The organism is Propionicimonas sp., assembly GCF_034927565.1.
GTDB lineage: Bacteria > Actinomycetota > Actinomycetes > Propionibacteriales > Propionibacteriaceae > Propionicimonas.
The window spans coordinates 68,671-92,089 of record NZ_JAYFPT010000016.1; the positions used below are offsets into that span (position 1 = coordinate 68,671).

Consider the following 23,419-nt stretch of genomic DNA (forward strand, 5'->3'; position numbering starts at 1 on the left):
TCACCGGGGGACGACTCCCCTGTGCCTGGCCGGCGTGCTCCGGCCGGCCTTGTCCAGACGGCTTCAGTTGCCGCCGAGTTCCGCCTCGATCCGCTCCCGCATCCGGACGTGGATCGCGTCGGCGTCCTCCTCCCAGCCGAAGACGCAGACCGACAGTGGGCCGTCGTAGTTCGTCTCCCGGAGGTAACCGAAGACCTCGTCCCAGGCGACCTCGCCGTTGCCGATCTCGTTGTGCTGGTGGATCCGGGCGTCCACCCCCGGAGGGTTGAGGATGTACCGGTTCCCGACATTGGCGAGGTGGTTGAACACGTCGGCGACATGTACGTGGGCGAGCTTCTCCCCCGCGTACGCCAGCATCTCGCGGATGTTCCCCCTGCCTTCGGACAGATGGAAGGCGTGCGGGCAGCAGAACTCGTAGTTGAACCAGTCCTTGTTCACCCCGCGGACGATGTCCACCGCCCGGGCATTGGTCTCGATGAAGTCGTAGGGGTGGGCTTCGATGGTGCAGCTGATCCCGTACCTCTCGAAGTCGGGCGCCAGCTCCTCGATCGAGGCAAAGAACGCCCACTCGCACTGGGTCGGCCGGTTGGGGTCGCCGGAGAGTTCGGTGGCGATCATCGGGACCTCGAGGTCGTTGGCGATCTCCAGCAGCCGGCGGAAGTTCCGGACGTGCATCTTCCGGGTCCACTCGTCCGGCGAGGACCAGTTGAAGACCGGGTTGAAGGTCCAGATCTTCACGCCCGACTCGGTCATGGCGCGCTTCAGCTTTGCGATGTCGGCGTCATTCACCTTCGGGTAGTGGTGCCACTCGTGGAAGTCGGCCCGCGGCGACAGCTCGATGTACTGGTAGCCCAGGTCGGCCGCCTTGTGGCACTCCTCGGCCACCGACAGATGCGGGTGGTACATGCTCGGGTCGAGCAGGATTTTCACCATTGCTACTCCTTCGACGTGGTGATGGGTCTACGCGGCGTAGGTGGTGCCGGTCGCCTCTGCCACCGCGTGCCAGGCGCGGTCGGTGGCGGACGCCACGATCGCCTCGTCGGCCTCGGCGGCCGCCCAGGCATCACCGGCGGACGGGGCGAGCTGGCGGCCGGTGATGACCGACTCCAGGAAGAGCCTGGCCTCGACCACCTTGGAATCGTCGAAGGACAGGTGCATACCGGGCCCGGGCTGAAAGCGCCCGTAGTCGCCGTGGCCGGCCTCGCTCATCACGCTGGTGTAGCCGCGGTGGCTGCCGTCCTCGGCGATCAGCACCTGCAGGTGCTGTGGGTGTTCGAAGTTCCAGCGCACCGAACCCTGCGTACCGTAGACCTCGATGACGTACTCCGCCCGTGGACCGACTGCGACCCGTGAGGACTCCAGGGTCACCAGGGCACCGGACTCGGTGCGCGCCAACGCCGCGACATAGTCCTCGTTCTGCACCTCCCGGCGCTCCTCGCTCACCGCGACTGCCGAATGTCCCACGCCGACCCCAAGCGGAACCGGACGGGTGGTGATGAAGGTGTCTGTCATGGCACAGACCTCACCGATCCGTGCCCCGAGGACGAACTGTGCCAGATCAATGCCATGGCTCAGCAGGTCGCCCACCACCCCTGCGCCGGCCTGCTCGCGGGTGTAACGCCAGGTGAACGGGCCCTCCGGTGAGGACGCATAGTCGGCGATCAGCCATACCCGCGCATTGGTGATGCGCCCGAGCTTTCCCGACCGCACCAGGTCACGGGCATGCGCCACCGCCGGCTGGTGCCGGTAGTTGAACCCCGCCGCGGTAGCCAGCCCGGCTGCTGCGGCCGCCTGTGCGATCTCACGGCTCTGGGCGGCGTTGACACCCATCGGCTTCTCGACCCAGAACGGCTTGCCAGCGGAGATCGCAGCCATCGCGATCTCGTGGTGCAGGAAGTTCGGAGCACAGATCGACACCACGTCGATCTCGGGGTCGGCCAGCAGGTCGCGGTAGTCGGCCACGGCCCGCTCAAAACCCAGCGTGAGTGCCTCGGCGCGGTTGGCTTCCACCAGATCGGCCACGCTGACCAGCCGGGCGCTGACACCCAGCTCCGGGTACCGCTCGGCGACCGAGCGGTACCCCCTGGAATGGAGCCGGCCCATCCATCCGAAGGCGATGACACCGGCACCGAGGACCGGCATCACTTGCTCCGGTTCTTCAACTCATCAATGATGATCGCCGTCACGATGATGGCGCCCTTGACCACCTTCTGCCAGAAGGGAGAGACGTTCATCAGGTCGAGGCCATTGTTGATCGTGCCAATGATCAGGGCACCCACCACGGTCCCCCAGATCGTGCCGACACCACCGGTGAAGCTGGTACCGCCAATCACGGTGGCGGCGATCACGTCCAGTTCGATCCCGGTGCCGAGGGTGGGCTGCCCCGAGCCGATCCGGCCGGCCAGGATCAGGCCGGCCAGGCCTGCCAGCAGACCGGTGGCGGTGAAGATGGTGAACTTCAGCCGGTTGATGTTGATTCCCGAGACCCTGGCGGCCTGAACGTTGCCGCCCAGCGCATAGGCATGCCGTCCGAACCGGGTGAAGTTCAGCACCAGGTGACCCAGCACGGCCACCACGGCGAAGATCACGATCGGGACCGGTATCCCCAGGATCGCTCCCTGGCCGAGGAAGTTGAACTCGGGTGTCAGGGTGGAGACCGGGCGGCCGTTGGTGTAGATCGACGCGATGCCGGAACCCGCGGTCATCATGCCCAGGGTGGCGATGAAGGGGGCAATCCGGAACTGTGTGATCAGGAAGCCGTTGATCGCGCCCGCGAGCGCACCAACCCCCAGTCCGGCGAGAACCGGAACGATCAGCGGCAGGTTCAGCCCCGGATACATCAGGTTGGACGCGGACGGGAGCTGGGCCAGGCTGGCTGAGATCACTGCCGACATCGCGATCACCGAGCCGACCGAGAGGTCGATGCCCTCAATGATGATGACGAAGGTCATACCGGTGGCGATGATGCCGATCGCCGAGACCTGCACGATGACATTGATCAGGTTCTGCGGACGAAGGAAGGTTCCGCTGGTCATGATCGACAGCGTGATCACGATCAGGAGCAGGATGCCGACAATGGCGTACTTCTTGGTGAAGGAACCGAGGTCGAACCTGGAGACCTTCGCAGCGGTTGTGGTTGTCATATTCGTCAAACCTCTCAGGCGGCCAGACCGGTGCCGGTCGCGAGTTGCATGATTCTTTCCTGGGTGGCGTCCGCGCGATCGACGATGCCGCTGACGCGACCCTCGTGCATCACGACCACCCGATCGCTCATACCGAGCACCTCGGGCATCTCAGATGACACCATGATGATGGCCTTGCCCTCCTGGGCCAGCGTCGACATCAGCCGATGGATCTCGGACTTCGCCCCGACATCGATGCCGCGGGTGGGTTCGTCGATCATCAAGATGTCGGGCAGCGTGAGCAACCACCGTGAGATCAGGACCTTCTGCTGGTTGCCTCCCGAGAGGTTCTGGATCAGCTGATTCAGCGAGGGGGTCTTCAGTGCCAGCGCCTCGCGCTGGGTTTGACACGCCTGTTCGATCCTGCGTCGCTGCAGCACGCCGCCGGGGCTGTACTGCGGCAGCGCCGCTATGATCATGTTGTCCCGCACCGACAGCACCGGCATGATGCCGGTGAGCTTCCGGTCCTCGGTCAACAGGCCCATTCCGGCTTCGATGGCGTCCTTCGGCTCGCGGATCGTCACCGGCCGGTCGCCGATGAGAATCTCACCGGAATCCGCCCTGGCGATCCCGAACAAGGTCTCCAGCACCTCGGTCCGACCCGCTCCCATGAGACCGGCGAATCCCAGGATCTCGCCGCGGCGGAGGTCGAAACTGACATCCCGGACGAGCTTGCCGCGGTTCAGGTTCCTCACCTGGAGGACCGGCTCGCCGATCGCCGCATCCAGCTTCGGGAACATCTGGGTGAGTTCCCGGCCCACCATCAAGGCGATGAGCTTGTCGTGGTCGAGTTCGGCGGCCGGCTTGGTGGCGACATGCTTGCCGTCGCGAAAGACGGTCACGTAGTCGGAGATCTTGAAGACCTCGTCCATCTTGTGGGTGATGTAGATGATCGCCGTGCCGGACGCACGCAGGTCCAGGATCATGCGGTGCAGGTGCGCGACCTCGGTCTCGGTGATCGCCGAGGTCGGCTCGTCCATGATGATGACCCGTGAGTCGTAGCTGATCGCCTTGGCGATCTCGACCATCTGGGTCTGGGCGATGCTCAGCTTCTTCATCGGGGCAGTCGGTGAGATGTCGATGTCCCAACGCCCGAACAACTCCTTGGTTGCGGCGTTCATCCGGCGCCGGCTGACCAGACCCGACTTCCCGCGGAGCTCGCGACCCAGGAAGATGTTCTCCGCGACGGTCATCTCCGGCACCGGCGACAGTTCCTGGTGGATCATCGAGATGCCCAGGGACAGGCCGGTGGCCGTGTCGGGGATCTTCACCTCCTGCCCGTTCAGGACGATCGTCCCCTCGTCCTCGGTGTAGAGCCCGATCAGGATCTTCATCAAGGTCGACTTGCCGGCCCCGTTCTCGCCCATCAGGGCATGGACGGTTCCGGGACGGACTTCCAGGTCGACGTAGTCCAGCGCGCGGACGCCTGGGAAGCTCTTGCAGATTGCCTTCATGTGCAGCAGATACTCGTCTGTCATGGCCACCTCGCCATCGTTGTCGTCAACGGAACGCGGCGGCGGTTGAGGGCACCTCGGCTCCTCAACCGCCAGCCCGCGCCGCGGGTTACTTGAACTGCGCGATGTTGTCCGGGGTGACCAGGACGTAGGGGACGTCGATGTAGGCCTCGACAGTCTCACCGTTGGCCAACTTCTGCACCGCTTCGACGCCGCCGGCACCCTGGCCCTTTGCGTCCTGGAAGACGGTCACCTCCAGCTCGCCAGCCTCCATCGCGGCCAGCGCATCTGCGGTGGCATCAATGCCTCCGACCAGCACGTCATCCAGCTTCCCGGCGTTCTTCAGCGCCTGGATTGCCCCCAGCGCCATCTCGTCGTTGTTCGCGGCGACGACGTCGATCTGGTCACCGGTCTGCAGCCAGTTCTCCATGATGGCCAGACCCTCTTCGCGGTACCAGTTACCGGCCTGGGTCTTGGTGACGGCCATGTCGGGGTTCTTGGCGACGATCTCCTCGACACCCTGGGTGCGCAGCCGGGCAGCTTCATTGGCCGGATCACCCTGCAGGACGACGACATTGCCCTTGCCACCGGCGAGCTTGGCCAGCTCCTCCATCTGCAACTGACCAGACAGCAGCGAGTCCGACCCGACGTAGGGGACACCATCAGGCAGATCGGCCGGACGACGGTTCACGTACACCAGCGGGATGTTGGCGTTCTTCGCAGCCTCGGTCATCGGACCGGCCGCATCGGTGTCGACCGGCACCACCATGATGCCGTCAAGGCCCTGGGAGATGAAGTTCTCCACCTGGGAGAGCTGGGTATCCGCCTTCTCCTGGGCCGCCACGATCACCAACTCGGCGCCGATCTCGTCGGCCTTGGCCTGCATGCCATCGGCCACGGTCTGCAGGAACTGGTCGAGAATCGGGAATGCCGCCCCGATCCTGAGCTTGCCGCTCGGTGCGCCGCCCGTGGTCGGCGACCCGGAGGTCCCCGGCTCGGCCGGTGCGCTACACGCCGAGAAGACAAAAGTCGAGGCGAGCACCACTGCCGCCGCTGTGAGTCCAAACTTCTTTGCCATGATCCCTCTCTTGATCTCTGACACAAGCCCTGGGGCCGTCGTTGCCAATGCCGGGTGCCTTGTCCCCTTCGCTGGCTGACCTGCGGGCTCCTCGCTTCCGACGGCTACTGCTTCGTAGCCGGCGGTCTTGAACCTATGTCAGGCTTTGACATGGTGTCAAGACATACATACATAGTAGGAACAATTGATCCGGTCACGATTTGATCTCGACCGGCCGGGCTCGGCGCCCCGGATGCCTGCCGTGGAGATACCCCTCGGCAGACATCCGGCATCGTCGCGCGGCCGCCCGATCCTCAGCTGTAGAACTCCGGTTTGGGGATCATCGTGATCGCCACCTCACCATCGGCGGTGAGTGCCTGGACGCCCGCGTCACACACCACTGCCGCGGCATAGCCGTCCCAGGAGGACGAGCCGGTGTGACGCCCCTCGGACACCGCCTTGATCCACTCCTGGACCTCGGTCACGAAGGCGCCGTAGAAGCGGTCATTGTGATCGCGGGTGATCCGGTTGCGGGAGCCGTGGGCGTCTCGGATATCGATCACATTCTGGTCGGCCAACGAGACACAGCCCCGCTCCGCCACCGCCTCACAACGGATGTCGTAGCCGTACTGGTGGTTGACGAAGACCTCGTCGTCCACCCGCACCCCCGACTCACTGGTGAGGATGAGCACGAGCGGATCCTGCAGGTGCGGGAACCGCAGGCTGGTCTTCTTCGGCTTGTCGACCCGGGCCGAGACGAACTCCTCCCCCAGTAGCCAGCGCGTGGTGTCGATCTCGTGGATCGCGGTGTCGTTGATCGCCATGTCCCAGGTGTACGACTCGGGCACAGTGGGGTTGCGGTGTGCGCAGTGGACCATCAGGGTCTCGCCGAGTTCGCCGGAGTCCAGCAGGGCTTTCATCTCGCGATAGCCAGCGTCGAACCGTCTCATGAAGCCGACCGTGACCAGCTTGCGCCCGGCGGACTGCTCGGCCGCCATGATGCGCAGCGCGCCGTCCGCGGTGGGTGTGAGCGGCTTCTCACAGAACACCGGCTTGCCGGCCTTGATGCACTCCAGCACGTCGACCTCGTGGGCCGGCCCGAAGCTGGTAATCATCACCGCGTCCACGTCGGCGGAGTTGATCAACGAGACGCTGTCGTCGAAGGCAGTACCCCCGATCTGCTTGGCGACCGCCCGGGCGTTGTCCGGGTTGACGTCGGTGACGGCCACCACACGACCACCGGCGATCACCGAGTGGATCCGCTCGATGTGGGCCTTGCCCATCCCACCCGGGCCGATCATGCCAATCCGTACCGTCATGTCAGCATCCCTTCTGGCTCAGAGCACGCCCAGGCCCAGGGAGGCCAGGTACTCGCGGGTCTGGATGGCGTTCGGCAGCGGGTAGTCCTTGGCGCAGCCGTACATGTCCTGCTCGCAGATCACGTAGAGCTCCTTGTCGAGGTCGGCCAGGGTCTCGATCAGCGCGCGCATCTCGGGCAGGCCAGCCGGCGGAGCCACCGAACAGCCGCTCAGGTTGGCCTTCACAAACGGCCAGTCCTCGTCGTGGGCCTGCTTGACGACCGCGGGATCCATCGCCTTGATGTGGACGTACTCGATCCGCTCGGGGTACTTGCGGGCGATCTCCATCGGATCGCCACCGCCGTAGACGATGTGCCCGGTGTCGAGGCAGAAGCCGACATACTCCGGATCGGTTGCCTGGAAGACCCGGTCGATGTCCTCGGGAGTCTCGATATGGCTGTCACCGTGCGGGTGCAGCACCATCTTCAGGCCGTAGTCCTGCTTCATGATCCGGCCGAGCCGGTCGGCGTTCTTGATGTAGAGGTTCCAGGCATCGGTGGAGAGCACCTTGTCATCGGTGTAGCCGCCGGTCTTCTCATCGCGGTACATCGGGGGCAGGTGGACGACAAACTCCGATCCCACCGCAGCATGGGTCTCGCCGATCGAGCGGAAGAAGCGCTCGGTCTCTGACCAGGCCTCGGCCTTGTGCAGGATGCCCCAGCCAGTGCCGGCGACGACCGTGAAACCGTACTCGTCCATCACTGCCCTGAGCAGCTTGGGATTGGTCGGGAAATAGCCGTGCGGACCGGTCTCCATGATCGAGAACCCAGCCTCGGCCATCTCGGCGAGTGCGGTGTCCCAGGCGATCTGCTTCTCGTCCCAGGGGAACCACACCCCCCACTGGTCCGGGCACACACCAATGGTCAGTTTGCTGTAGCGAGGATTGCTGGCATTGCGGGCCTTCGACTCGGCCATGAGTCTCCCTTCAGAAACAAGACGGACGGAACCCCGGCACTCCCTGCTCGACACCGAGCCGGGAACCTGGCAGACCGGACGACCTGCCCTGTCGAGGACCTTTGTCGGCGGCACGACGCCACCATTGCGAGCCTATGGCTGTCACATTGTTCTGTCAATAAAGCAAATCCGCTCACCTGGGCGCCGCGCCGGTCGAGCCCCTGACAACCAGGCTGGACGGCACCAGGTGGAGTTCACCGTCCCCGCTACGACCTTCCAGTCGGGAGACCAGGCACCTTCCGGCCTGGACGCCGACGGCGAAGTTGCCATTGTCCACCGAGGTGAGCGACAGGTGGCGGATCCGGGCCAGATAGGTGTTGTCGTAGCCAACCACCGACACATCCTGGGGCACCCGGAGGCCCCGGTCGTCCAGCGCCGACAGGGCACCGATCGCGGCGATGTCGTTGAACGCCAGGATGGCGGTCGGCGGCTCCGGGCGATCGAGAACGCGCCGCGTGGCGGCGTAGCCGCTCTCCTCGCTCATACCGCCGGGCTCGAGGAAGACGGTCGGGCTCAGCCCCGCCTCCCGCAGCACCGCCTGGTAGCCCTGCGCACGCAGGCTGCCGATCAGCCCGGGGCCCTGGAGATGGGCGATCCGCGTGTGCCCCAGTTCAACCAGGTGACCGGTGGCGAGTTCGGCGCCCGCCCGATCGTCATTGACCACCACGTCGACCGAGGGCAGCACGGGCTCGCGCGTGCCCGCCAGCACCACCGGGAGCTCCTGGGAGGCGGCAGCGACCGCCTCCGGATCGCTGGTGGTACCGACCACCACCAGTGCGTCGACGCCCTGGCGGACCAGCGAGTCGACCGACCTCACCCCGATCCGCTGATCGGTGTGACTGTCGGCCATCAGGGGAACCAGGCCAGCACTGCGTAGCGTGGTGGCCAGCCCGGCGAGCAGGTCGACGAACCACGGGTTGCGCAGGTCGTTGAGCAGGACGCCCACGGCATCACTGCGACTGCGCGACAAACTCCGTGCGGTCAGGTTCGGACGGTAACCGAGGTCGTCCATCGCCCGCTGGATCGCTTCCCGGCGGCTGGCGCTGACATGGGGGTCCCCCCGCAGAACCAGGGAGACCAGCGACTTCGACACCCCCGCTCGCGCGGCGACATCGCGAATCGTCGCAGGCCTGACATCCCGCGGCTGCCCGCTGTTCATCGCCACCGTCCTCGTGCTCTGCGCCCTCGGGGCGGGTGTCGTCGCACCCTGCGTCGTCCTCCCTGGGCGCTTGCGTCCGGACACGATTATGCCCCATGATGGACCGGTCCAGATCTGTCCATAACGAGGTGGAGATTTCCATGACAGCAATCCCTGCAATCCGCCTGAGCGCCGGTATGGTCGGCGGCGGCCTCGGCGCCGACATCGGCAAGACCCACCGCAATGGCATGCGGCTGGACGACCGCTACCGGCTTGAGGCCGGGGTCTTTGGCCAGGATCCCGAGCAGTCCCGCGAGGTGGCTGCCGGCCTGGGAGTCGACCCGGGGCGGGTCTACTCCAGCTACACCGAGATGGCCGAGCGTGAGGCCGCGCGTCCCGACCGGGTCGACCTGGTCGTGGTCGCCACCCCCAACAACTCTCACTTCGAGATCGCCAGCACCTTCCTGCGCCACGGCTTCCACGTCGTCTGCGAGAAGCCGCTCACCCCGGCCTCCCCCGAGGCGGCCGAGTTGGTCCGGCTCGCAGCCGAGTACGACGTCGTGCTCGCCGTCCCGCACTGCTACTCGGCCTACCCGATGGTGCGCGAGGCAGCCCGGCTGGTGCGCGACGGCGCGCTCGGACGGGTCTGGTACGTCGACGTCGAGCACGCCTCAGGCTGGAACGCCCCCGCGCTGGAGAAGACCGGAAACAAGCAGGCGCTGTGGCGCACCGACCCGGCGGTCGCCGGGCGGGGCAGCGTCGTCGGCGACCTCGGCACGCATGCCTACCATCTGGTCCGCTACATCACCGGGCTGCAGGCCGAGGAGCTGTCAGCACAGCTGCACACCCTGGTGCCCGGTCGCCGAGTGCCCGACAATGCCACCGTCCAGCTGCGGCTCAGCAATGATGTTCCCGGCCGGCTCTGGGCGAGCATGGCGGCGACCGGACACAACCACGGTCTACGCATTCGGGTGTTCGGCGACCAGGCGAGCCTGGAATGGCAGCACGAGGATCCCCACCACCTGGTGGTTCAGGAGCTTGCCGGCGAGACCCGCATCCTCACGCACGGCATGAGCACGCTGTCGGAGGACTCCGGCCGGCTGACACGCGTGGGCCTGGGCCATCCGGAAGGGTTCCTGGAAGCATTCGCGAACTTCTACCGCGATCTGGCCGACGAACTACAGGCACGCAAGGCCGGTGAGCCCAGCACGATTCGCGAACTGTCCTTCCCGACCGGGATCGACGGCCTGATCGGAGTGCAGTTCGTCGAGGCCGTGCTGGCCTCGCACGACGACAACGGCGCCTGGGTGGCTCCCGCCGACGGCCTGTCCTGAGCGACCGCCTCGCCGCACCGGTCAAGGTGTGGCAGGGATTCCGAGGACGGAAGCAACCTCACAGCTTGATCCGCCCGATCCGCGCCTTCACGCGGCAGCGAACAACATGTGGCGCCCGATCCGAGGACGGGAGCAACCTCACAGCTTGCGGCGGGGCTTGCGCCCCTTGTCCGGACGTCCGTCCCCGAAATCCCGGCGCTTGCCGTGAGGCCCGCCACGCCTGGGCCGGGCGGTGTCGTCAGCACCGCTGTCCAACCGCAGTTCGATCCGCTGGCCACTGATCCTGGTGGCAGCAAGCGCCTTCCAGGCCTCGGGCGGAAGCTCGGCCGGCAGCTCGACCAGGGAGTGGGTGGCACGGATCTCGATCCGTCCGAAGTCCTCCCGCGCCAGTCCCCCCTCGTTGGCCAGGGCACCGACGATCTGGCGGGGCGCGATCCGGTGGCGCTTGCCCACCGAGATCCGGTAGGTGGCCATCGGCACACCGCCGCGACGGTGGCCGCCGGACGGAGCGCGCTCGCCCCGACCGGCGACGTCCGGACGGGCCGAACCCGGTCGCGTCCGGACCGGCTCCGGCTCGGCCTCCAGCAACATCGGCTCGTCCCCCTGCAGGTTGAGCGCCAAGGCCGCTGCCACGTCGAGTTCGGGGACGTCGTACTCGTTGACGTAGTGGGCGACCACCTGGCGGAAGAACTCCAACTCGTCGTTCTCCAGCGCGGCGGTGATCGCCGAGTCGAACCGGCTCAGCCGGGTGGCATTGACATCGGCGACACTCGGGATCTCCATCGGGGTCAGCGCCTGCCGGGTCGCCCGCTCGATGGCGGAGAGCAACCGACGCTCACGCGGAGTGACGAAGGAGATCGCCTGACCACTGCGGCCGGCGCGACCGGTCCGGCCGACCCGGTGGACGTAGGACTCGGTGTCGGTGGGGATGTCGAAGTTCACCACGTGGCTGATCCGGTCCACGTCCAGTCCGCGCGCGGCAACATCGGTGGCGACCAGGATGTCGAGCTTGCCGGTCTTCAGCTGGTCGATCGTCCGTTCCCGCTGCTGCTGCACGATGTCGCCGTTGATCGCCGCTGCCGAGAACCCTCTCGCCCGCAACTTCTCCGCCAGGGTCTCGGTTTCGTTCTTGGTGCGGACGAAGACGATCATCCCCTCGAAGTCCTCGACCTCCAGGATGCGGGTCAGCGCCTCGACCTTCTGCGGGTAGGAGACCAGCAAGTAGCGATGCCGGACGTTCGGCGCCGTCGCCGTCCGGCCCTGCACCCGGATCTCAACCGGGTCGGTGAGGTACTGCTTGGCCAGCCGTCGGATCCCCGGCGGCATGGTGGCGGAGAACAGCGCCACCTGCTTGTCGGCAGGAGTCTCGGCAACGATGGTCTCGACGTCCTCGGCGAAGCCCATGTTGAGCATCTCGTCGGCCTCGTCCAGCACCAGGAAGCGAAGCCGGCTCAGGTCGAGGGTTCCCTTGGCGAGGTGGTCCATGATCCGGCCGGGAGTTCCGACCACCACCTGCACACCTCGCGCCAGGGCGCTGAGCTGGACGCCGTACCCCTGCCCGCCATAGATCGGCAGGACGTGGACCTCGTCCATCGCTGCCGCGTAGGACTGGAAAGCCTCGCACACCTGCAGCGCCAACTCGCGGGTGGGCGCGAGCACCAGCGCCTGCGGCGCCTTCCGCCTGTGCTCCAACTGCTCCAGGATCGGCAGCGCGAAGGCCGCCGTCTTGCCGGTACCGGTCTGGGCCAGTCCGACCACATGGCGCCCGTCGAGCATCGCCGGGATGGTGGCGGCCTGGATGGGGGTGGGGGTCTCGTAGCCGAGACCGGCCAGCGTACCCAGCAGCGGTTCGGCCAGGCCGAGGTGGGCGAAGCCGGTGGGGTGGTCGCTACCGCCGACCTCAGACTGTTCCGGAGCGTCATTCGTCACGCCCGAACGGTACAGGGCCGGGCCAGATCCTGCCGCATCAGCATCCTGCCGGACCTGTGTGAGACGAAATCGGCGCCGCACCGGCGAGGAGAGCCGCAACTGAGCCGGACTCCCCGAACTGGGGCTGGATCTGTCGCAACGGCACCTCGATCGGTTGCGCTCTGGAACCCGGGCCGTCCGGGCGAGCGTTCGAGCACGCGGTCGGCGCCAGGAATGCGATGCGGGTCCTCCCCGATCGGGAGGACCCGCATCGCGGTTGGCCTCAGCCGCGGGTCAGTGTCCCGTCCCAGGTGGAGACCCTCTCGCCGGCGTGCTCATCGGTGAACCACACCGAGGTGACCGACTTCACCTCGGTGAAGAACAGCACGCCGTCCTTGCCCATGGAGTGCAGGTCGCCGAAGAAGGAGTCCTTGTGGCCCGAGAAGGCGAAGGTCGAGAACGGCACCGGAATGCCGACGTTGACCCCCACCATGCCGGCGTGGGTACGGCGGGAGAACTCACGGGCATGCCAGCCGGAGCTGGTGTAGATGCTGGACCCGTTGGCGTAGGAGTTGGCGTTCATCACAGCCAGCCCCTCCTCGAAGTCCTTCACCCGCTTGATCGAGGTCACCGGGCCGAAGATCTCCTCATCGCCCACGAACTGGCCGGGCTGGACGTGGTCGAAAATGGTCGGACCCACCCAGTAGCCGTCCTGGTAGCCCTCGACGACCGGGTTGCGGCCGTCCAGCACCAGTTCGGCGCCCTCGGCGACACCGCGGGCGATGCACTCCTCCACCCACGCCTTCTGCGCGGCGCTGACCACCGGGCCGAGCTGGGAATCGGGCAGGTAGGCCGGGCCGAGCTTCAGCTCCTGGGCCTTCTGCTTCAGCAGGGCGACCAACTCGTCGGCGATCGACTCCTGCACCACCACCACCGGCAGCGCCATGCAACGCTGGCCGGCGCAGCCGTAGGTGGAGTTGATGATGCCGGACGCGGCCCGCTCCAGCACCGCGTCCTCCAGCACCAGGGCGTGGTTCTTGGCCTGGGTGAGGGCCTGGACCCGCTTGCCGGCACCGGCAGCGGTGGCGTAGACATGCTTGCCGACCGGGGTGGAGCCGACGAAGGTGATGCCGCGCACCTCCGGATTGGTGAGCAGGCTGTCAGCCTCCACCCGGGTGCAGGTGACCAGGTTGGCCACGCCCGCGGGCAGGCCGGCCTCGATCAGCAGTTCCATCATCCGCATCGAGGTCTGCGGCACCATCGAGGCAGCCTTCAGCACGAAGGTATTGCCGGTGGTGATCGCGAACGGCAGCATCCAGCCCATCGGGATCATCGCCGGGAAGTTGTACGGGGCGATGCCGACGAAGACACCCAGCGGCTCCCGGAAGGAGACCGTGTCGTAGCCGGTCGAGACGTTCATCGTGGTGTCGCCCTGCATCAGGTAGTGGCTCGAACAGGCACACTCGACCACCTCGATGGCCTTCAGGACGTCGCCGCGGGCCTCGTCCAGCACCTTGCCCATCTCGGTGGCCAGCACCACGCTGAGCTCATCGAGATGCTCGTCCAGCAACTGCTTGAAGCGGAACATCAACTGGATGCGCTTCGGGATCGGGGTGGCCGACCAGGCGGGGAAGGCCCGGGCGGCCGCCGCCACCGCGGAGTCGACCTCGGCCTGCGTGCAGCAGGGAGTCTCGGCGATCTGCTGCCCGGTCGACGGGTTCATCACCGGCATGTACTTCTCGCTGCTGGACTCACGCCATTGGTTGTCCACCAGATAGCGCAGCCGCTTCACCGGGGCCGCCTCGACGGCGGTGGCCTCCTCGTGCGTCAGAACCATCTGTCATTCCTCTCGTGTGGTGGAAGGGGTCGGAGCGATCCTGGGGTCGACCTTCTGGGTCTGCCAGGTCTGCCTCACCCAGGCGTGGGCGGGGTCGTCGCAGATCAGCCAGGCGCGCTCCTCGCCCGGTCCTGCCATGACGTTCAGGTAGTACATGTCGTAGCCGGGCGGGGCCATCGCCGGGCCGTGCCAGCCGTGCGGGATCAGCACCACGTCCCCGCTGCGCACCTCGGCGAGCACCTCGATCGGACGCTCGGTGGTGCCGTAGACCCGTTGGTAGCCGATCGGTTCACCCGCGGTCGCGCCGGCCTCGGCCTGCAACTCGAAGTAGTAGATCTCCTCCAACTGCGTCTCAAGGCCGGGCCGCTCCTGGTCGTGCTTGTGGGGCGGGTAGGACGACCAGTTGCCGGCCGGGGTGATCACTTCACAGGCGATGATCGAATCCGCCTCCAGCACACCGGGGGTGCCGAAGTTACGCACCTGCCGGCTGGCCTGACCGGCGCCCCGCAGTTCGACCGGTACGTCGGCGGTCGCCAGGTAGCAGGTGGGCCGGGAGGTCGCCGCGACGGCCGCCGCCAGCGCGAACCGGCCTCCCGCCGGGCTGGTGAGGGTGAAGCTGTTGTCCCGTCCGACGTAGACCATGTCGCTGGGCCCACTGAACACGTCCGGACGGCCGGCGAGGCTGTGGGTCACGCCAGCCACGGTGACCTGCGCGGCCCCCGAGAGCGGCAGGACGATGTACTCCAGGCCGCCGGTCTCGACCGACCGCTGCGCACCGGGAGCAAGCTCGATCACCTCCAGACCGGTCCAGGACCAGCCCGGGTCACCGGGCATCACCTTGGCGATCTGGGAGCCTCCGGTCAGGCGTGGACGGACCCAGGTACTCATTTCCCACCTCCATGGACGAGCGAAACCGCAGTATCGACCGCGTCGGCGGGGGCGCCGCTGGCCGGGTAGAGCATGGCCCGTCCGACAACCAGCCCGCGGGCAGCCGGCTGGGCGAGGGCGTCAGCCCACTGCCGGTACATCCCTTCGGGGTCGCCGCTGGGATCGCCGCCGAGCAGCAGGGTCGGCAGCGTGGTGGCAGCCAGGACGCGGTCCATCTCGGCCACCACCGGAAGCTTGAGCCAGGTGTAGGCGCTGCTGGCGCCCAGGCCGGCGGCGATGTTGATCGACTTGATCACCGAGTCGGGGTCGAGCAGATTCTGCGCTCTCCGGTCGGGCAGCCGACGCGACAGGAACGGTTCCACCATGGCGATCAGGCCGCGCCGGGCGAGTTCGGTGACCGCCTTGCCGCTGCACTCCAGCACCGAGGCGGTGGAGGGATCCTCCAGGCTGATCCGGGTGAGCATCTTGCCACCCTCGAGCCGATTGTCGGCGATGGTCGCGACGTCGTAGCCCGTCCAGCGGTCGTCGAACTCGAACTCCGAGCCCTGCAGGCCGCCGCGGTTCATCGAGCCGAAGACGATCCTGCCCTCCAGCAGGCCCATCAGCAGCAGGTCCTCCAGGATGTCGGCGGTGCCCAGCACTCCGTCCACCCCCGGACGCGACAGCGCCTCGGCCAGACGTTCCAGCAGGCCGGCCCGTGAGGCCATTGCGTAGGCGTCGCCCCGCACCCCCAGCGCCCCCCGGGCGGGATGGTCGGCGGCGATGATCATCAGCCGTCCGTCCGGCGGGATGGTGCCCGGCCTCCGGGTGCGCCAGGCCTGGGCGATCGCTTCCGGCTCACGCACCCGCCGACTGGTCAGGTCGCCGACCGTTACCGTGGTCTTGCTCATCCCCGGCCCCCGCGCTCCAGCAGTTCCAGCACCTCGTCCTGGGTCGGCATGGCGGTCGAGCACTCCAGCCGGGAGGCCACCAGGGCGCCGGCGGCATTGGCGAACCGGATGACCCGCTCCAGCCCCCAGCCCTGCAGCAGTCCGTGGCAGACCGCGCCGCCGAAGGCGTCGCCGGCACCCAGGCCGTTCACCACGTCCACCTTCACCGAGGGAACCTCGACCGTCTCGTCCGCCGTCCTGGCCAGGACGCCCTTGGGTCCCTGCTTCACGATCGCGAGCTCGACTCCCCGCTCCAACAAGGCGTCGGCGGCGCGCTGGGGATCGGTCTCGCCAACCGCCACCCGGCACTCCTCGCGGTTCCCGATCGCGACCGAGCTGTAGCTCAGCGCCTTCTCGGCCTGCTTGGTGGCATCGGCCTCGTTGCGCCAGAACACCGGCCGGTAGTCGAGGTCAATCACCGTGAACGGCCGGCGGGCGCGATGCTGCCAGGCGGCAAGATGGGCCGACCGACTGGGCTCGGCGGACATCCCTGTCAGGGTCGCCCAGTAGACGCCCGCCCCAGAGATCGCGGTCAGCGGAAGGTCGTCCACCGCCACCCGCAGGTCGGGTGCCTGGGGGTAGCGGTAGAAGTAGAGCGGGAAATCGTCCGGCGGGAAAATCTCGCAGAAGGTGACCGGGGTGGGCAGCCAGGAGTCGGTGCCGACGAACTCGTCCGACACGCCCAACTCGGTCAGCGTACGGCGGACGAACCGGCCGAACGGATCGTTGCCGGTCCGGGTGATGATCGCCGTGTGGTGCCCATGCCGGGCCGCCGCGACCGCGACGTTGGTGGCGCTCCCACCGAGGAACTTCCCGAAGGTGGTCACGTCCTCCAGCCGGACTCCGGTCTGGAGGGGGTAGATGTCCACACCGACGCGGCCGACACAGACCACGTCATAGTGTTCAGCCATGGCCACCATCCTGCCCCGGAGGGCACACTACTGTCAATATTTGTAAAGACATTAGGATATATTGATGGACGGTTGAATGTAGATATCCTTCCGCCATGGCAATGCAGATCCCGGTGAGTATCGACCGCTCCAGCCCGGTCCCGCTCTATCACCAACTGGCCGAGCAACTGGCGGCCGCCATTGACGACGGGTTGCTCAAGCCGGGGGACGCGTTTGAGAACGAGCTCTCGCTGGCCGACCGTCTCGACCTCTCCCGGCCGACGGTCCGCCGGGCCATCATCGAACTCGTCACCCGCGGTCTGCTGGTGCGTCGCCGCGGCATCGGCACCACGGTCGCCCAGGAGGTCATCCACCGGCGCAACGAGCTGACCAGCCTCTACGACGACCTGCGTCGCGGCGGCCGGGAGTCGGTCACCGAGATCCTCCAATTCGATCCCGCCGTCGTCGACCAGCGGGCCGCCCTGGCCTTCGACCTGCCCACCGAGACGCCCTTGGTTTACGTCGAGCGCCTGCGTTCGGTCGACCAGGGGCCGCTGGCGCTGATGAAGAACTGGCTGCCGCCGTCCTTCGCCGACCTCGACCCGGACGCCATCGCCACCGACGGCCTCTACAACGTGCTGCGCGCCCGAGGTGTGATCCCGGCCGTCGGGCATCAGGTGATCGGCGCCAGGCCTGCCGAACCCGCCGAGCGCAAGCTGCTCAAGCTCGATCGCAGCGCGCCGGTGCTGACCATGAGTCGCCGTGCCTACGACGCTGCCGGCAAGCCAGTCGAGTTCGGCGACCACTGCTACCGCTACGACCTGTACAAGTTCGACATCACCGTCTACGCCAGCTGAGGAAACCGGGCACGCCTGTCGCCTCCCGGGAGTCGTGGCGCGGTCCCGGGAGGCGACTGCCACTGACGCAACCAGCCCCCGATGTCGTCGAGCCTGCCCTACAACCGGCCGCCGCCCTCCAGCGGCTCCTCGCGGCAGGTTTGCGGAACCCGACACACCGTCAGTAGACGATCTTCTCGCTCACGCCGGTGTGCAGGCTGCGGGTGGCGGCCTCGGCGATGGCCTGGGCCTTGAGGCCGTCGGACAGACCCGGTTCGATCGGCGCGCCGGTCTCCAGCAGCGTGACGAAGTGATCGAGCGCCCGCGCGTAGGTCGGCTGCATCCGCTCGAACCAGCCGGCGTGCAGCGGGCTCTGCGCCACTCCGTCCGCGGTGTAGTGGGTGACCCTGCGGGCACCCTGCCGCTGGGACTCAACCAGGGCCTGCGAGCCGAGCACCTCGAGCCGCTCGTCGTAGCCGTAGCCTGTGCGCCGGTTCGCGTCGATCTGCACCAGGGCACCGTCAGGCAGCTTCAGGACGCAGACCGAGGTGTCCACGTCGTCATACTCCTTCAGCCGTGGCTCGGCCAGCGCCGAACCGGCCGCGAAGACCTCGACCGGGTCGGCTCCGGCGATCCAGCGCGCCAGGTCGAAGAAGTGCACATTCTGGTCGCGCATCTGGCCGCCAGAGACCTTCACGTACTCCAGCGGTGGCACCACCGGCCCACGGCAGGTGATCTGAATCAATTCAATGGTGCCGATCCCGCCGGCGTCCACGATCCGTTTCAACTCGGCGTGGTCGGGGTCGAACCGCCGGTTGAAGTCCATCATCACCCGGGCGCCCCTGGCCTCGGCATAGCTGACCACCTCACGCGCCCTGGCCAGCTCCAGGTCGATCGGCTTCTCGCACAGCACCGCCAGACCCGCGTCCACCGCCGCTCGGAGCGTGTCGGCGTGGGTGTCGGTGGACGACGCGATGAACACTGCGTCCACCGCTGCCGGATCGAGAGCTTCCGCCAGGCTGGCCGCCACGCGTGCGCCGTAGCGCTCGGCGATGGCGCTGGCACGCTCGGTGGAGACGTCGTACACCACCGAGAAGTCGATATCGGGATGTGCGGCGAGGTTGCCGGCGTGGACGGAGCCGATGAAACCGGCGCCGATGAGTGCGAAGCGTTGCATGCTGACCTTTCCTGAGATGAGCCGGGAGATTCGCCCGGCAGCAGTTTCCGCCGGCTAGACCGCCAGCGCCATATCCACGACCGCGCGCCCGGCGATCCGGCCCTCCTCGAGAAGAGCGTAGGTCTCCCCCGCCTTCTCCAGGGGGATGCGGAGCGACACGACGTCGCGGTAGTTGATGACGTCCCGGGCAGCCAGATCCACCACTGCCGGCAGGTCGGTGCGGGTCCGGGCGCCGTAGGAGCCGTGGATCACCTGGCCACGGCGGACCAGCCGGTTGATCGGCACGTCGGCGGCCTGCGCACCGGCCGCCAGGCCGACCGGCACCATCCGTCCACCATCGGCCAGCAGATCCAGTGCCTGGGTGAAGGTGGCGGGGATGCCGAGCGCCTCGAAGGCCACGTCCACGCCGCGGCCGCCGGTGATCTCCAGCACCGCCTGCTGGGCGTTCACCGTCCGGCCGTTCACGCCGTGGGTGGCTCCCAGCCGCCGGGCAGCAGCCAGCTTGGTGTCGTCGATGTCGATCGCGATCACCACGCCCGCGCCGAACTCGGCAGCGATCTGGATGATGTTCGAGCCGACCCCGCCGACCCCGATCACCGCGACGGTCTCGCCGTACTGCAGCTCGGCGCCGCGGCGCACCGCGCCATAGCCGGTCATCGCCGCGCAGCCGAGGATGGCGGCGGCCACCGGGTCGAGCGAGTCAGGCGCGGGCGTCACCGCCGTCACCGGGATCACGCAGTACTCGGCCAGGCCCCCCATTGAGTACTGGGCGATCACCGAGCCGTCGGTGTCGACCAGCCGACTGGTGCCGTCGAAGAGCTGCCCCTTGAGCCGGTTGTAGGTGTAGAACGGCGAGCAGAGGTCGTCCCGGCCGCGGGCACAATCCGGGCACTGCCCACAGGGCATCAGGAAGGCCCCGCAGATCTGCTGGCCGACGCTGAGGCCGGAGTTGTGCGTCTCGGGGCCGAGTTCGACGATCACGCCGGAGACCTCGTGGCCCAGCACGGCGGGGGTCGGGAAGGCGATCGCACCGTGGATGACGTGCAGGTCGGAATGGCACAGGCCGCACGCGGTCACCTTGACCAGCACCTCGCCGGCGTGCGGTCGTGGGGTGGGGATCCGCCGGACCTCCAGCGGGGCTCCCGGCGCGGTCAGGACGGCCGCGCGCATCAGATCGGGGATTGGAGAGACGGTGTGAGTCATGGCATCCTCGCTCCGAGCGGGGCGGATACCGTCGCACCAGATTGAGACGGGCACCCAGCTCACGTCAAAAGTACGGTCAAAAGTTTGTGCTGTCAATAGGACATCTGGTGCCTCTGGTGGGGTGGCTGTTCGCGGCGGCGAGCTGCTGCCTCACGCGTCACCGGCACCACACCAAGTCCCACCTGTATCTGGTGGTCACGTCCGATAGTTCGTTGGCGGTCCTGCCCCGGTGAACAGCGGTACTGTCACCGGCCGGCCTGGTCCGCCTGGGCCAGGGCGGCTGCCTGCCCTCCCCACCGACCACCGCTGACGCGCTCTCGCCCCCGCCTGTCTGGTGTCGTAGCTATTCGGCTTCCCGAGTTTTGCCGGACAACGACTGTCGACAACGTTTGAAAACTGGACGGTTTCGACGGTGAAAAGTGAACACTCGAGACGATCGGTGCCGTGTCTCGGACCTTCGTAGACACCACCAGTCGGTTGCGTCAGTTCGTTGGCGGTGGGGTTGTCCAGGCGGTGGGGTCGTTGAGAGGTTGCAGGCGGTGCCGAGGGCTTCTTCGGAAGTGCCGGTGCTGGTGCCGTTGGGAAGTCGGGAGTCCTGGTAGTCGTCGCAGGAGGCGCGCCAGGCCGCGAAGCCTGGCGGGGAGGCGTAGCAGGGGTAGCGCAACCGGCGGAGTCGAATGACATCGCCGTCGGCCAGAGAGGCATCGCCATCGGCCAGAGTGGCGTCGACGTGGGCCGGTGCGCCCGATGGACCGCTCACGGACCGTCTACCTCAGCCTGGTTCGGCCGTCAGCGACGTTCACTGCGCACCCGCCGACGGCCTCAGGCAAGCACATTCCCAGCGCTGCTGCACGAATGTGCAGATACCCGGCCTGCGCCGATGGAGGGCCCCAGGATCGCAGAAACGTCAGACCCCGCCCGTAGCGTGATTGTCGTGCGGGAGAATCTGCCGCCAGAGCGGGGAAGGAGGCGCATGTCATGGCCGCGGTCGCGATCGAGCCCACAGTCGTTCCACTGAGCGAACGACTGGCGATGGTGCGCGCCGCGCTGGCCCAGATCGCCCTGTCAGAGTACGCCCGGCAGACTCCGGCCGAGGCCCGGCGCGTCGCCGCCCAGGTGCGTGCGCTGGAGTCGATGGTGCGCACCCACACCGGGGCAGCGGTACGTGCCGTGGAGCGACTCGTCCCCAGCAGTGACACGCGTCAGTTGCTCGCAGGAGACTTCGGGCTGGACGCTGGCGCCGCCCACCGGGAGCTGCGGCAGGCACGGTCGCTGGCGAACGCCCCCGCCGCGGAGCAGGCGGCGGCCGCAGGCGACATCTCGCACGCGCATGCCACCGTGATCGGACAGGCGATCGCGGCGCTGCCACAGGAAACGACAGCGGGGCAGCGCGTTCGGGCCGAGCAGGTTCTGGTCGCCGATGCCCACCGGCTCTCACCCAAGGACCTCCAGACCCGGGCGCGACGAGTCACCGAACTGTGGCAGACGCCTGAGGAGACAGACTCGACCGAGAGCAGGCAGCTCGAGCGGCGGGAAGCAGCGGCTTACCGGAGCGCATCGCTGACCATGTGGGACAACCGGGACGGAACCTGGGCGGGGAGATTCGTTCTGCCCGAACTCCAAGCCAGAATGCTGAAGACGGCGATCGATGCGCTGGCCGCACCGCGGCGTTCGCAGCTGCGGGCGGCAATGACCGATGGTTCCGGGGGGACAGCCTCGGACGAACTCCGGCAGCCGGCGGCAAGTCAGCCAAGCCGAGAACAGCCGGCGGCGAGTCAACAAAGCCGAGAACGACCGGCAGCGAGTCAACAAAGCCGAGTGCAGGCCGCTCGGGCTGAGGAGTTGCTGCGCTTGGAACTGGAGAAGTCCTACGACCGCAAGGCCGGAGACGCGTTGGTCGCCCTCGTTGAGCACCTTCCTACTGACGGATTCCCGACGACAGGCGGCACGCCGGCACGCATCGTGGTGACGATCGATGAGGCCAAGCTGCGTAGCGAGGTGGCGGCAGCCACGCTGTCGACCGGAGAGCGGATCAGCGCCGGCGAGTTGCGCCGCCTGGCCTGCGGACACGGCATTCTGCCCGCAGTCCTGGGTGGAGCGAGCATCCCGATCGACCTGGGTCGCGATCAGCGACTTTTTACTCCACGACAGCGGGACGCACTGGCCTCGATGGACGGCGGTTGCGTTGCTCCGGGTTGTGACCGCCCACCCGCCTGGTGCGAGGCCCACCACGGCGGCGCTCCCTTCAGCGATGGCGGCAAGACCAACCTCGACGAGGGCTATCTACTCTGTTCCAGCCACCATCACGAGGCTCATCGGCAGCGCTGGAGACTTCGCCGAACCATCACCGGGATTGCCGAAGTAGATCGCGGCCATGGCTGGGAACGCAACTACCGGTACCGGCCCTAGATTGCTGAATGACGCTGGGATCAAGCTACCAATGGGACACTGACAAGGTGTGATGCGTTCACGTCGGGCCAGAATTGGCGCTTGCCCATCAGGCTCCTGGCGCAGGCTCGTCTCACGCGAAGAGCAGATAGACCGCGGTCACGGCAACGAAGACCGTGACCAGACCCTCGAAGAGCTTCTGGTCGATCCGCTTGATCACCATCCGTCCCACCCAGGTGCCCAGCAGCACCGCCGGTACCAGGACGGCGGCCAGCGCCGCCAACTCCGGGCGGATGATCCCCAGGCCGATCGAGACCGGCAGCTTGGTGAGGTTGACCGCGAAGAAGAACCACGCCGACGTCCCCAGGAAGCGCCACTTGTCGTAGCCCGCTGCCAGCAGATAGAGGTTCATCGGTGGGCCGCCGGCGTTGGCCACCATGGTGGTGAAGCCAGCCAGACCACCGTAGGCTGCGCCCACCGCGGGGTGGTGCGGTCGCAGCTTCTCCTTCCAGAAGCCGGCTACCAGCAGCACCAGCAAGATGATGCCGATCGTCCGTTTCAGCACCAGGTCGTCCACCATCGCCAAGAAGGCAGCGCCCAGACCGATCCCGACCAGCACCGGCAGGATCAGCCGTGCGATCAGCCGCCAGTCGACGTGCTTGCGGTACACCCAGATCGCCACCAGATCGCCGGTGAGCAACAGCAACAGGACCGCTCCGGTCGAGTCCTTGGTCGGCAGGACGAAGGCGAACATCGCCACCGCCACCATGGCCAGGCCGCCGATGGCGGTCTTGGAGAAGCCCACCAACAGGGCCGCCACGACGACGATGACCCAGTCCGTCACACTCAGCCCGGCAAGCAGGGCAGGGACGTCGGGCACCTCCGC

General features: G+C 67.3%; 19 protein-coding genes. 3 read left to right on the forward strand and 16 right to left on the reverse strand.

The genetic code is table 11. The features are described 5' to 3' along the window. Positions 1–63: 63 nt before the first annotated feature. The 8 genes from VB080_RS04960 to VB080_RS04995 form a co-directional block, all read right to left on the reverse strand. On the reverse strand, positions 64–933 hold the full coding sequence (locus VB080_RS04960) for a sugar phosphate isomerase/epimerase family protein (RefSeq protein ID WP_323417323.1): 870 nt from the start codon (positions 931–933) through the stop codon (positions 64–66). A 27-nt stretch (positions 934–960) separates the two neighbouring features. After that, a complete protein-coding gene (locus tag VB080_RS04965; protein WP_323417324.1) occupies positions 961–2,142 on the reverse strand; it encodes a Gfo/Idh/MocA family oxidoreductase in 1,182 nt (393 codons plus the stop codon). Then, positions 2,142–3,143 carry an ABC transporter permease gene (locus VB080_RS04970; protein WP_323417325.1) on the reverse strand — a complete coding sequence of 334 codons (1,002 nt, stop codon included), beginning with the start codon at positions 3,141–3,143 and terminating at the stop codon, positions 2,142–2,144. Before VB080_RS04970 ends, VB080_RS04965 begins: the two co-directional genes overlap by 1 nt. Positions 3,144–3,157: 14 nt before the next feature. After that, entirely contained in the window at positions 3,158–4,660 is a 1,503-nt protein-coding gene (locus VB080_RS04975; RefSeq protein WP_323417326.1) for a sugar ABC transporter ATP-binding protein, read from the reverse strand. Between the two features lie 85 nt (positions 4,661–4,745). Further along, positions 4,746–5,714: a sugar ABC transporter substrate-binding protein gene (locus tag VB080_RS04980; protein ID WP_323417327.1), complete on the reverse strand. Its 969-nt coding sequence runs from the start codon at positions 5,712–5,714 to the stop codon at positions 4,746–4,748. Between the two features lie 293 nt (positions 5,715–6,007). Continuing rightward, the gene (locus tag VB080_RS04985) at positions 6,008–7,012 is read right to left on the reverse strand and encodes a Gfo/Idh/MocA family oxidoreductase (RefSeq protein ID WP_323417328.1); all 1,005 of its coding nucleotides are present in this window, start codon (positions 7,010–7,012) and stop codon (positions 6,008–6,010) included. Positions 7,013–7,030: 18 nt separating this feature from the next. Beyond that, positions 7,031–7,966, reverse strand: a complete 936-nt coding sequence (locus VB080_RS04990) for a TIM barrel protein (protein WP_323417329.1) — start codon at positions 7,964–7,966, stop codon at positions 7,031–7,033. Positions 7,967–8,138: 172 nt separating this feature from the next. Beyond that, positions 8,139–9,164, reverse strand: coding sequence for a LacI family DNA-binding transcriptional regulator (locus VB080_RS04995; protein ID WP_323417330.1), 1,026 nt, complete (start codon positions 9,162–9,164; stop codon positions 8,139–8,141). Between the two features lie 140 nt (positions 9,165–9,304). Between VB080_RS04995 and VB080_RS05000 the strand changes: the two genes are divergently transcribed. Next, entirely contained in the window at positions 9,305–10,477 is a 1,173-nt protein-coding gene (locus VB080_RS05000; protein ID WP_323417331.1) for a Gfo/Idh/MocA family oxidoreductase, read from the forward strand. A gap of 138 nt (positions 10,478–10,615) precedes the next feature. On the opposite strand, the gene VB080_RS05005 is transcribed toward VB080_RS05000, so the two are convergent. The 5 genes from VB080_RS05005 to iolC form a co-directional block, all read right to left on the reverse strand. Then, the gene (locus VB080_RS05005) at positions 10,616–12,406 is read right to left on the reverse strand and encodes a DEAD/DEAH box helicase (protein WP_323417332.1); all 1,791 of its coding nucleotides are present in this window, start codon (positions 12,404–12,406) and stop codon (positions 10,616–10,618) included. Between the two features lie 262 nt (positions 12,407–12,668). Next, positions 12,669–14,222, reverse strand: coding sequence for a CoA-acylating methylmalonate-semialdehyde dehydrogenase (locus VB080_RS05010; RefSeq protein WP_323417333.1), 1,554 nt, complete (start codon positions 14,220–14,222; stop codon positions 12,669–12,671). 3 nt (positions 14,223–14,225) lie between these two features. Then, entirely contained in the window at positions 14,226–15,110 is an 885-nt protein-coding gene (gene iolB, locus VB080_RS05015) for a 5-deoxy-glucuronate isomerase (RefSeq protein WP_323417334.1), read from the reverse strand. Continuing rightward, positions 15,107–16,000 (reverse strand): deoxyribose-phosphate aldolase, encoded by an 894-nt coding sequence (locus tag VB080_RS05020; protein ID WP_323417335.1) that lies wholly within the window; start codon positions 15,998–16,000, stop codon positions 15,107–15,109. The genes iolB and VB080_RS05020 overlap by 4 nt, the downstream gene beginning before the upstream one ends. Further along, on the reverse strand, positions 15,997–16,950 hold the full coding sequence (gene iolC / locus VB080_RS05025) for a 5-dehydro-2-deoxygluconokinase (RefSeq protein WP_323417336.1): 954 nt from the start codon (positions 16,948–16,950) through the stop codon (positions 15,997–15,999). The genes VB080_RS05020 and iolC overlap by 4 nt, the downstream gene beginning before the upstream one ends. A 95-nt stretch (positions 16,951–17,045) precedes the next feature. Between iolC and VB080_RS05030 the strand changes: the two genes are divergently transcribed. Then, complete coding sequence (locus VB080_RS05030; RefSeq protein WP_323417337.1) at positions 17,046–17,786, forward strand: GntR family transcriptional regulator; 741 nt, start codon at positions 17,046–17,048, stop codon at positions 17,784–17,786. A 160-nt stretch (positions 17,787–17,946) separates the two neighbouring features. On the opposite strand, the gene VB080_RS05035 is transcribed toward VB080_RS05030, so the two are convergent. After that, entirely contained in the window at positions 17,947–18,942 is a 996-nt protein-coding gene (locus VB080_RS05035; RefSeq protein WP_323417338.1) for a Gfo/Idh/MocA family oxidoreductase, read from the reverse strand. Between the two features lie 54 nt (positions 18,943–18,996). Then, entirely contained in the window at positions 18,997–20,145 is a 1,149-nt protein-coding gene (locus tag VB080_RS05040) for a zinc-binding dehydrogenase (protein WP_323417339.1), read from the reverse strand. Between the two features lie 978 nt (positions 20,146–21,123). Here VB080_RS05040 and VB080_RS05045 point away from each other — a divergent pair. Beyond that, positions 21,124–22,554, forward strand: coding sequence for an HNH endonuclease signature motif containing protein (locus VB080_RS05045; protein WP_323417340.1), 1,431 nt, complete (start codon positions 21,124–21,126; stop codon positions 22,552–22,554). Between the two features lie 112 nt (positions 22,555–22,666). On the opposite strand, the gene VB080_RS05050 is transcribed toward VB080_RS05045, so the two are convergent. After that, on the reverse strand, positions 22,667–23,413 hold the full coding sequence (locus VB080_RS05050) for a sulfite exporter TauE/SafE family protein (RefSeq protein ID WP_323417341.1): 747 nt from the start codon (positions 23,411–23,413) through the stop codon (positions 22,667–22,669). Between the last annotated feature and the right edge of the window lie 6 nt (positions 23,414–23,419).

Coding starts and splice junctions, on each gene's coding strand:
- VB080_RS04975 (WP_323417326.1), bottom strand. CDS start 4,660: ATGACAGACGAGTATCTGCTGCACATGAAGGCAATCTGCAAGAGCTTC.
- iolC (WP_323417336.1), bottom strand. CDS start 16,950: ATGGCTGAACACTATGACGTGGTCTGTGTCGGCCGCGTCGGTGTGGAC.
- iolB (WP_323417334.1), bottom strand. CDS start 15,110: ATGAGTACCTGGGTCCGTCCACGCCTGACCGGAGGCTCCCAGATCGCC.
- VB080_RS05000 (WP_323417331.1), top strand. CDS start 9,305: ATGACAGCAATCCCTGCAATCCGCCTGAGCGCCGGTATGGTCGGCGGC.
- VB080_RS05040 (WP_323417339.1), bottom strand. CDS start 20,145: ATGACTCACACCGTCTCTCCAATCCCCGATCTGATGCGCGCGGCCGTC.
- VB080_RS05045 (WP_323417340.1), top strand. CDS start 21,124: ATGGCCGCGGTCGCGATCGAGCCCACAGTCGTTCCACTGAGCGAACGA.
- VB080_RS04980 (WP_323417327.1), bottom strand. CDS start 5,714: ATGGCAAAGAAGTTTGGACTCACAGCGGCGGCAGTGGTGCTCGCCTCG.
- VB080_RS04970 (WP_323417325.1), bottom strand. CDS start 3,143: ATGACAACCACAACCGCTGCGAAGGTCTCCAGGTTCGACCTCGGTTCC.
- VB080_RS05030 (WP_323417337.1), top strand. CDS start 17,046: ATGGCAATGCAGATCCCGGTGAGTATCGACCGCTCCAGCCCGGTCCCG.
- VB080_RS05010 (WP_323417333.1), bottom strand. CDS start 14,222: ATGGTTCTGACGCACGAGGAGGCCACCGCCGTCGAGGCGGCCCCGGTG.
- VB080_RS04960 (WP_323417323.1), bottom strand. CDS start 933: ATGGTGAAAATCCTGCTCGACCCGAGCATGTACCACCCGCATCTGTCG.
- VB080_RS05035 (WP_323417338.1), bottom strand. CDS start 18,942: ATGCAACGCTTCGCACTCATCGGCGCCGGTTTCATCGGCTCCGTCCAC.
- VB080_RS05020 (WP_323417335.1), bottom strand. CDS start 16,000: ATGAGCAAGACCACGGTAACGGTCGGCGACCTGACCAGTCGGCGGGTG.
- VB080_RS04990 (WP_323417329.1), bottom strand. CDS start 7,966: ATGGCCGAGTCGAAGGCCCGCAATGCCAGCAATCCTCGCTACAGCAAA.
- VB080_RS04985 (WP_323417328.1), bottom strand. CDS start 7,012: ATGACGGTACGGATTGGCATGATCGGCCCGGGTGGGATGGGCAAGGCC.
- VB080_RS04995 (WP_323417330.1), bottom strand. CDS start 9,164: ATGAACAGCGGGCAGCCGCGGGATGTCAGGCCTGCGACGATTCGCGAT.
- VB080_RS04965 (WP_323417324.1), bottom strand. CDS start 2,142: ATGCCGGTCCTCGGTGCCGGTGTCATCGCCTTCGGATGGATGGGCCGG.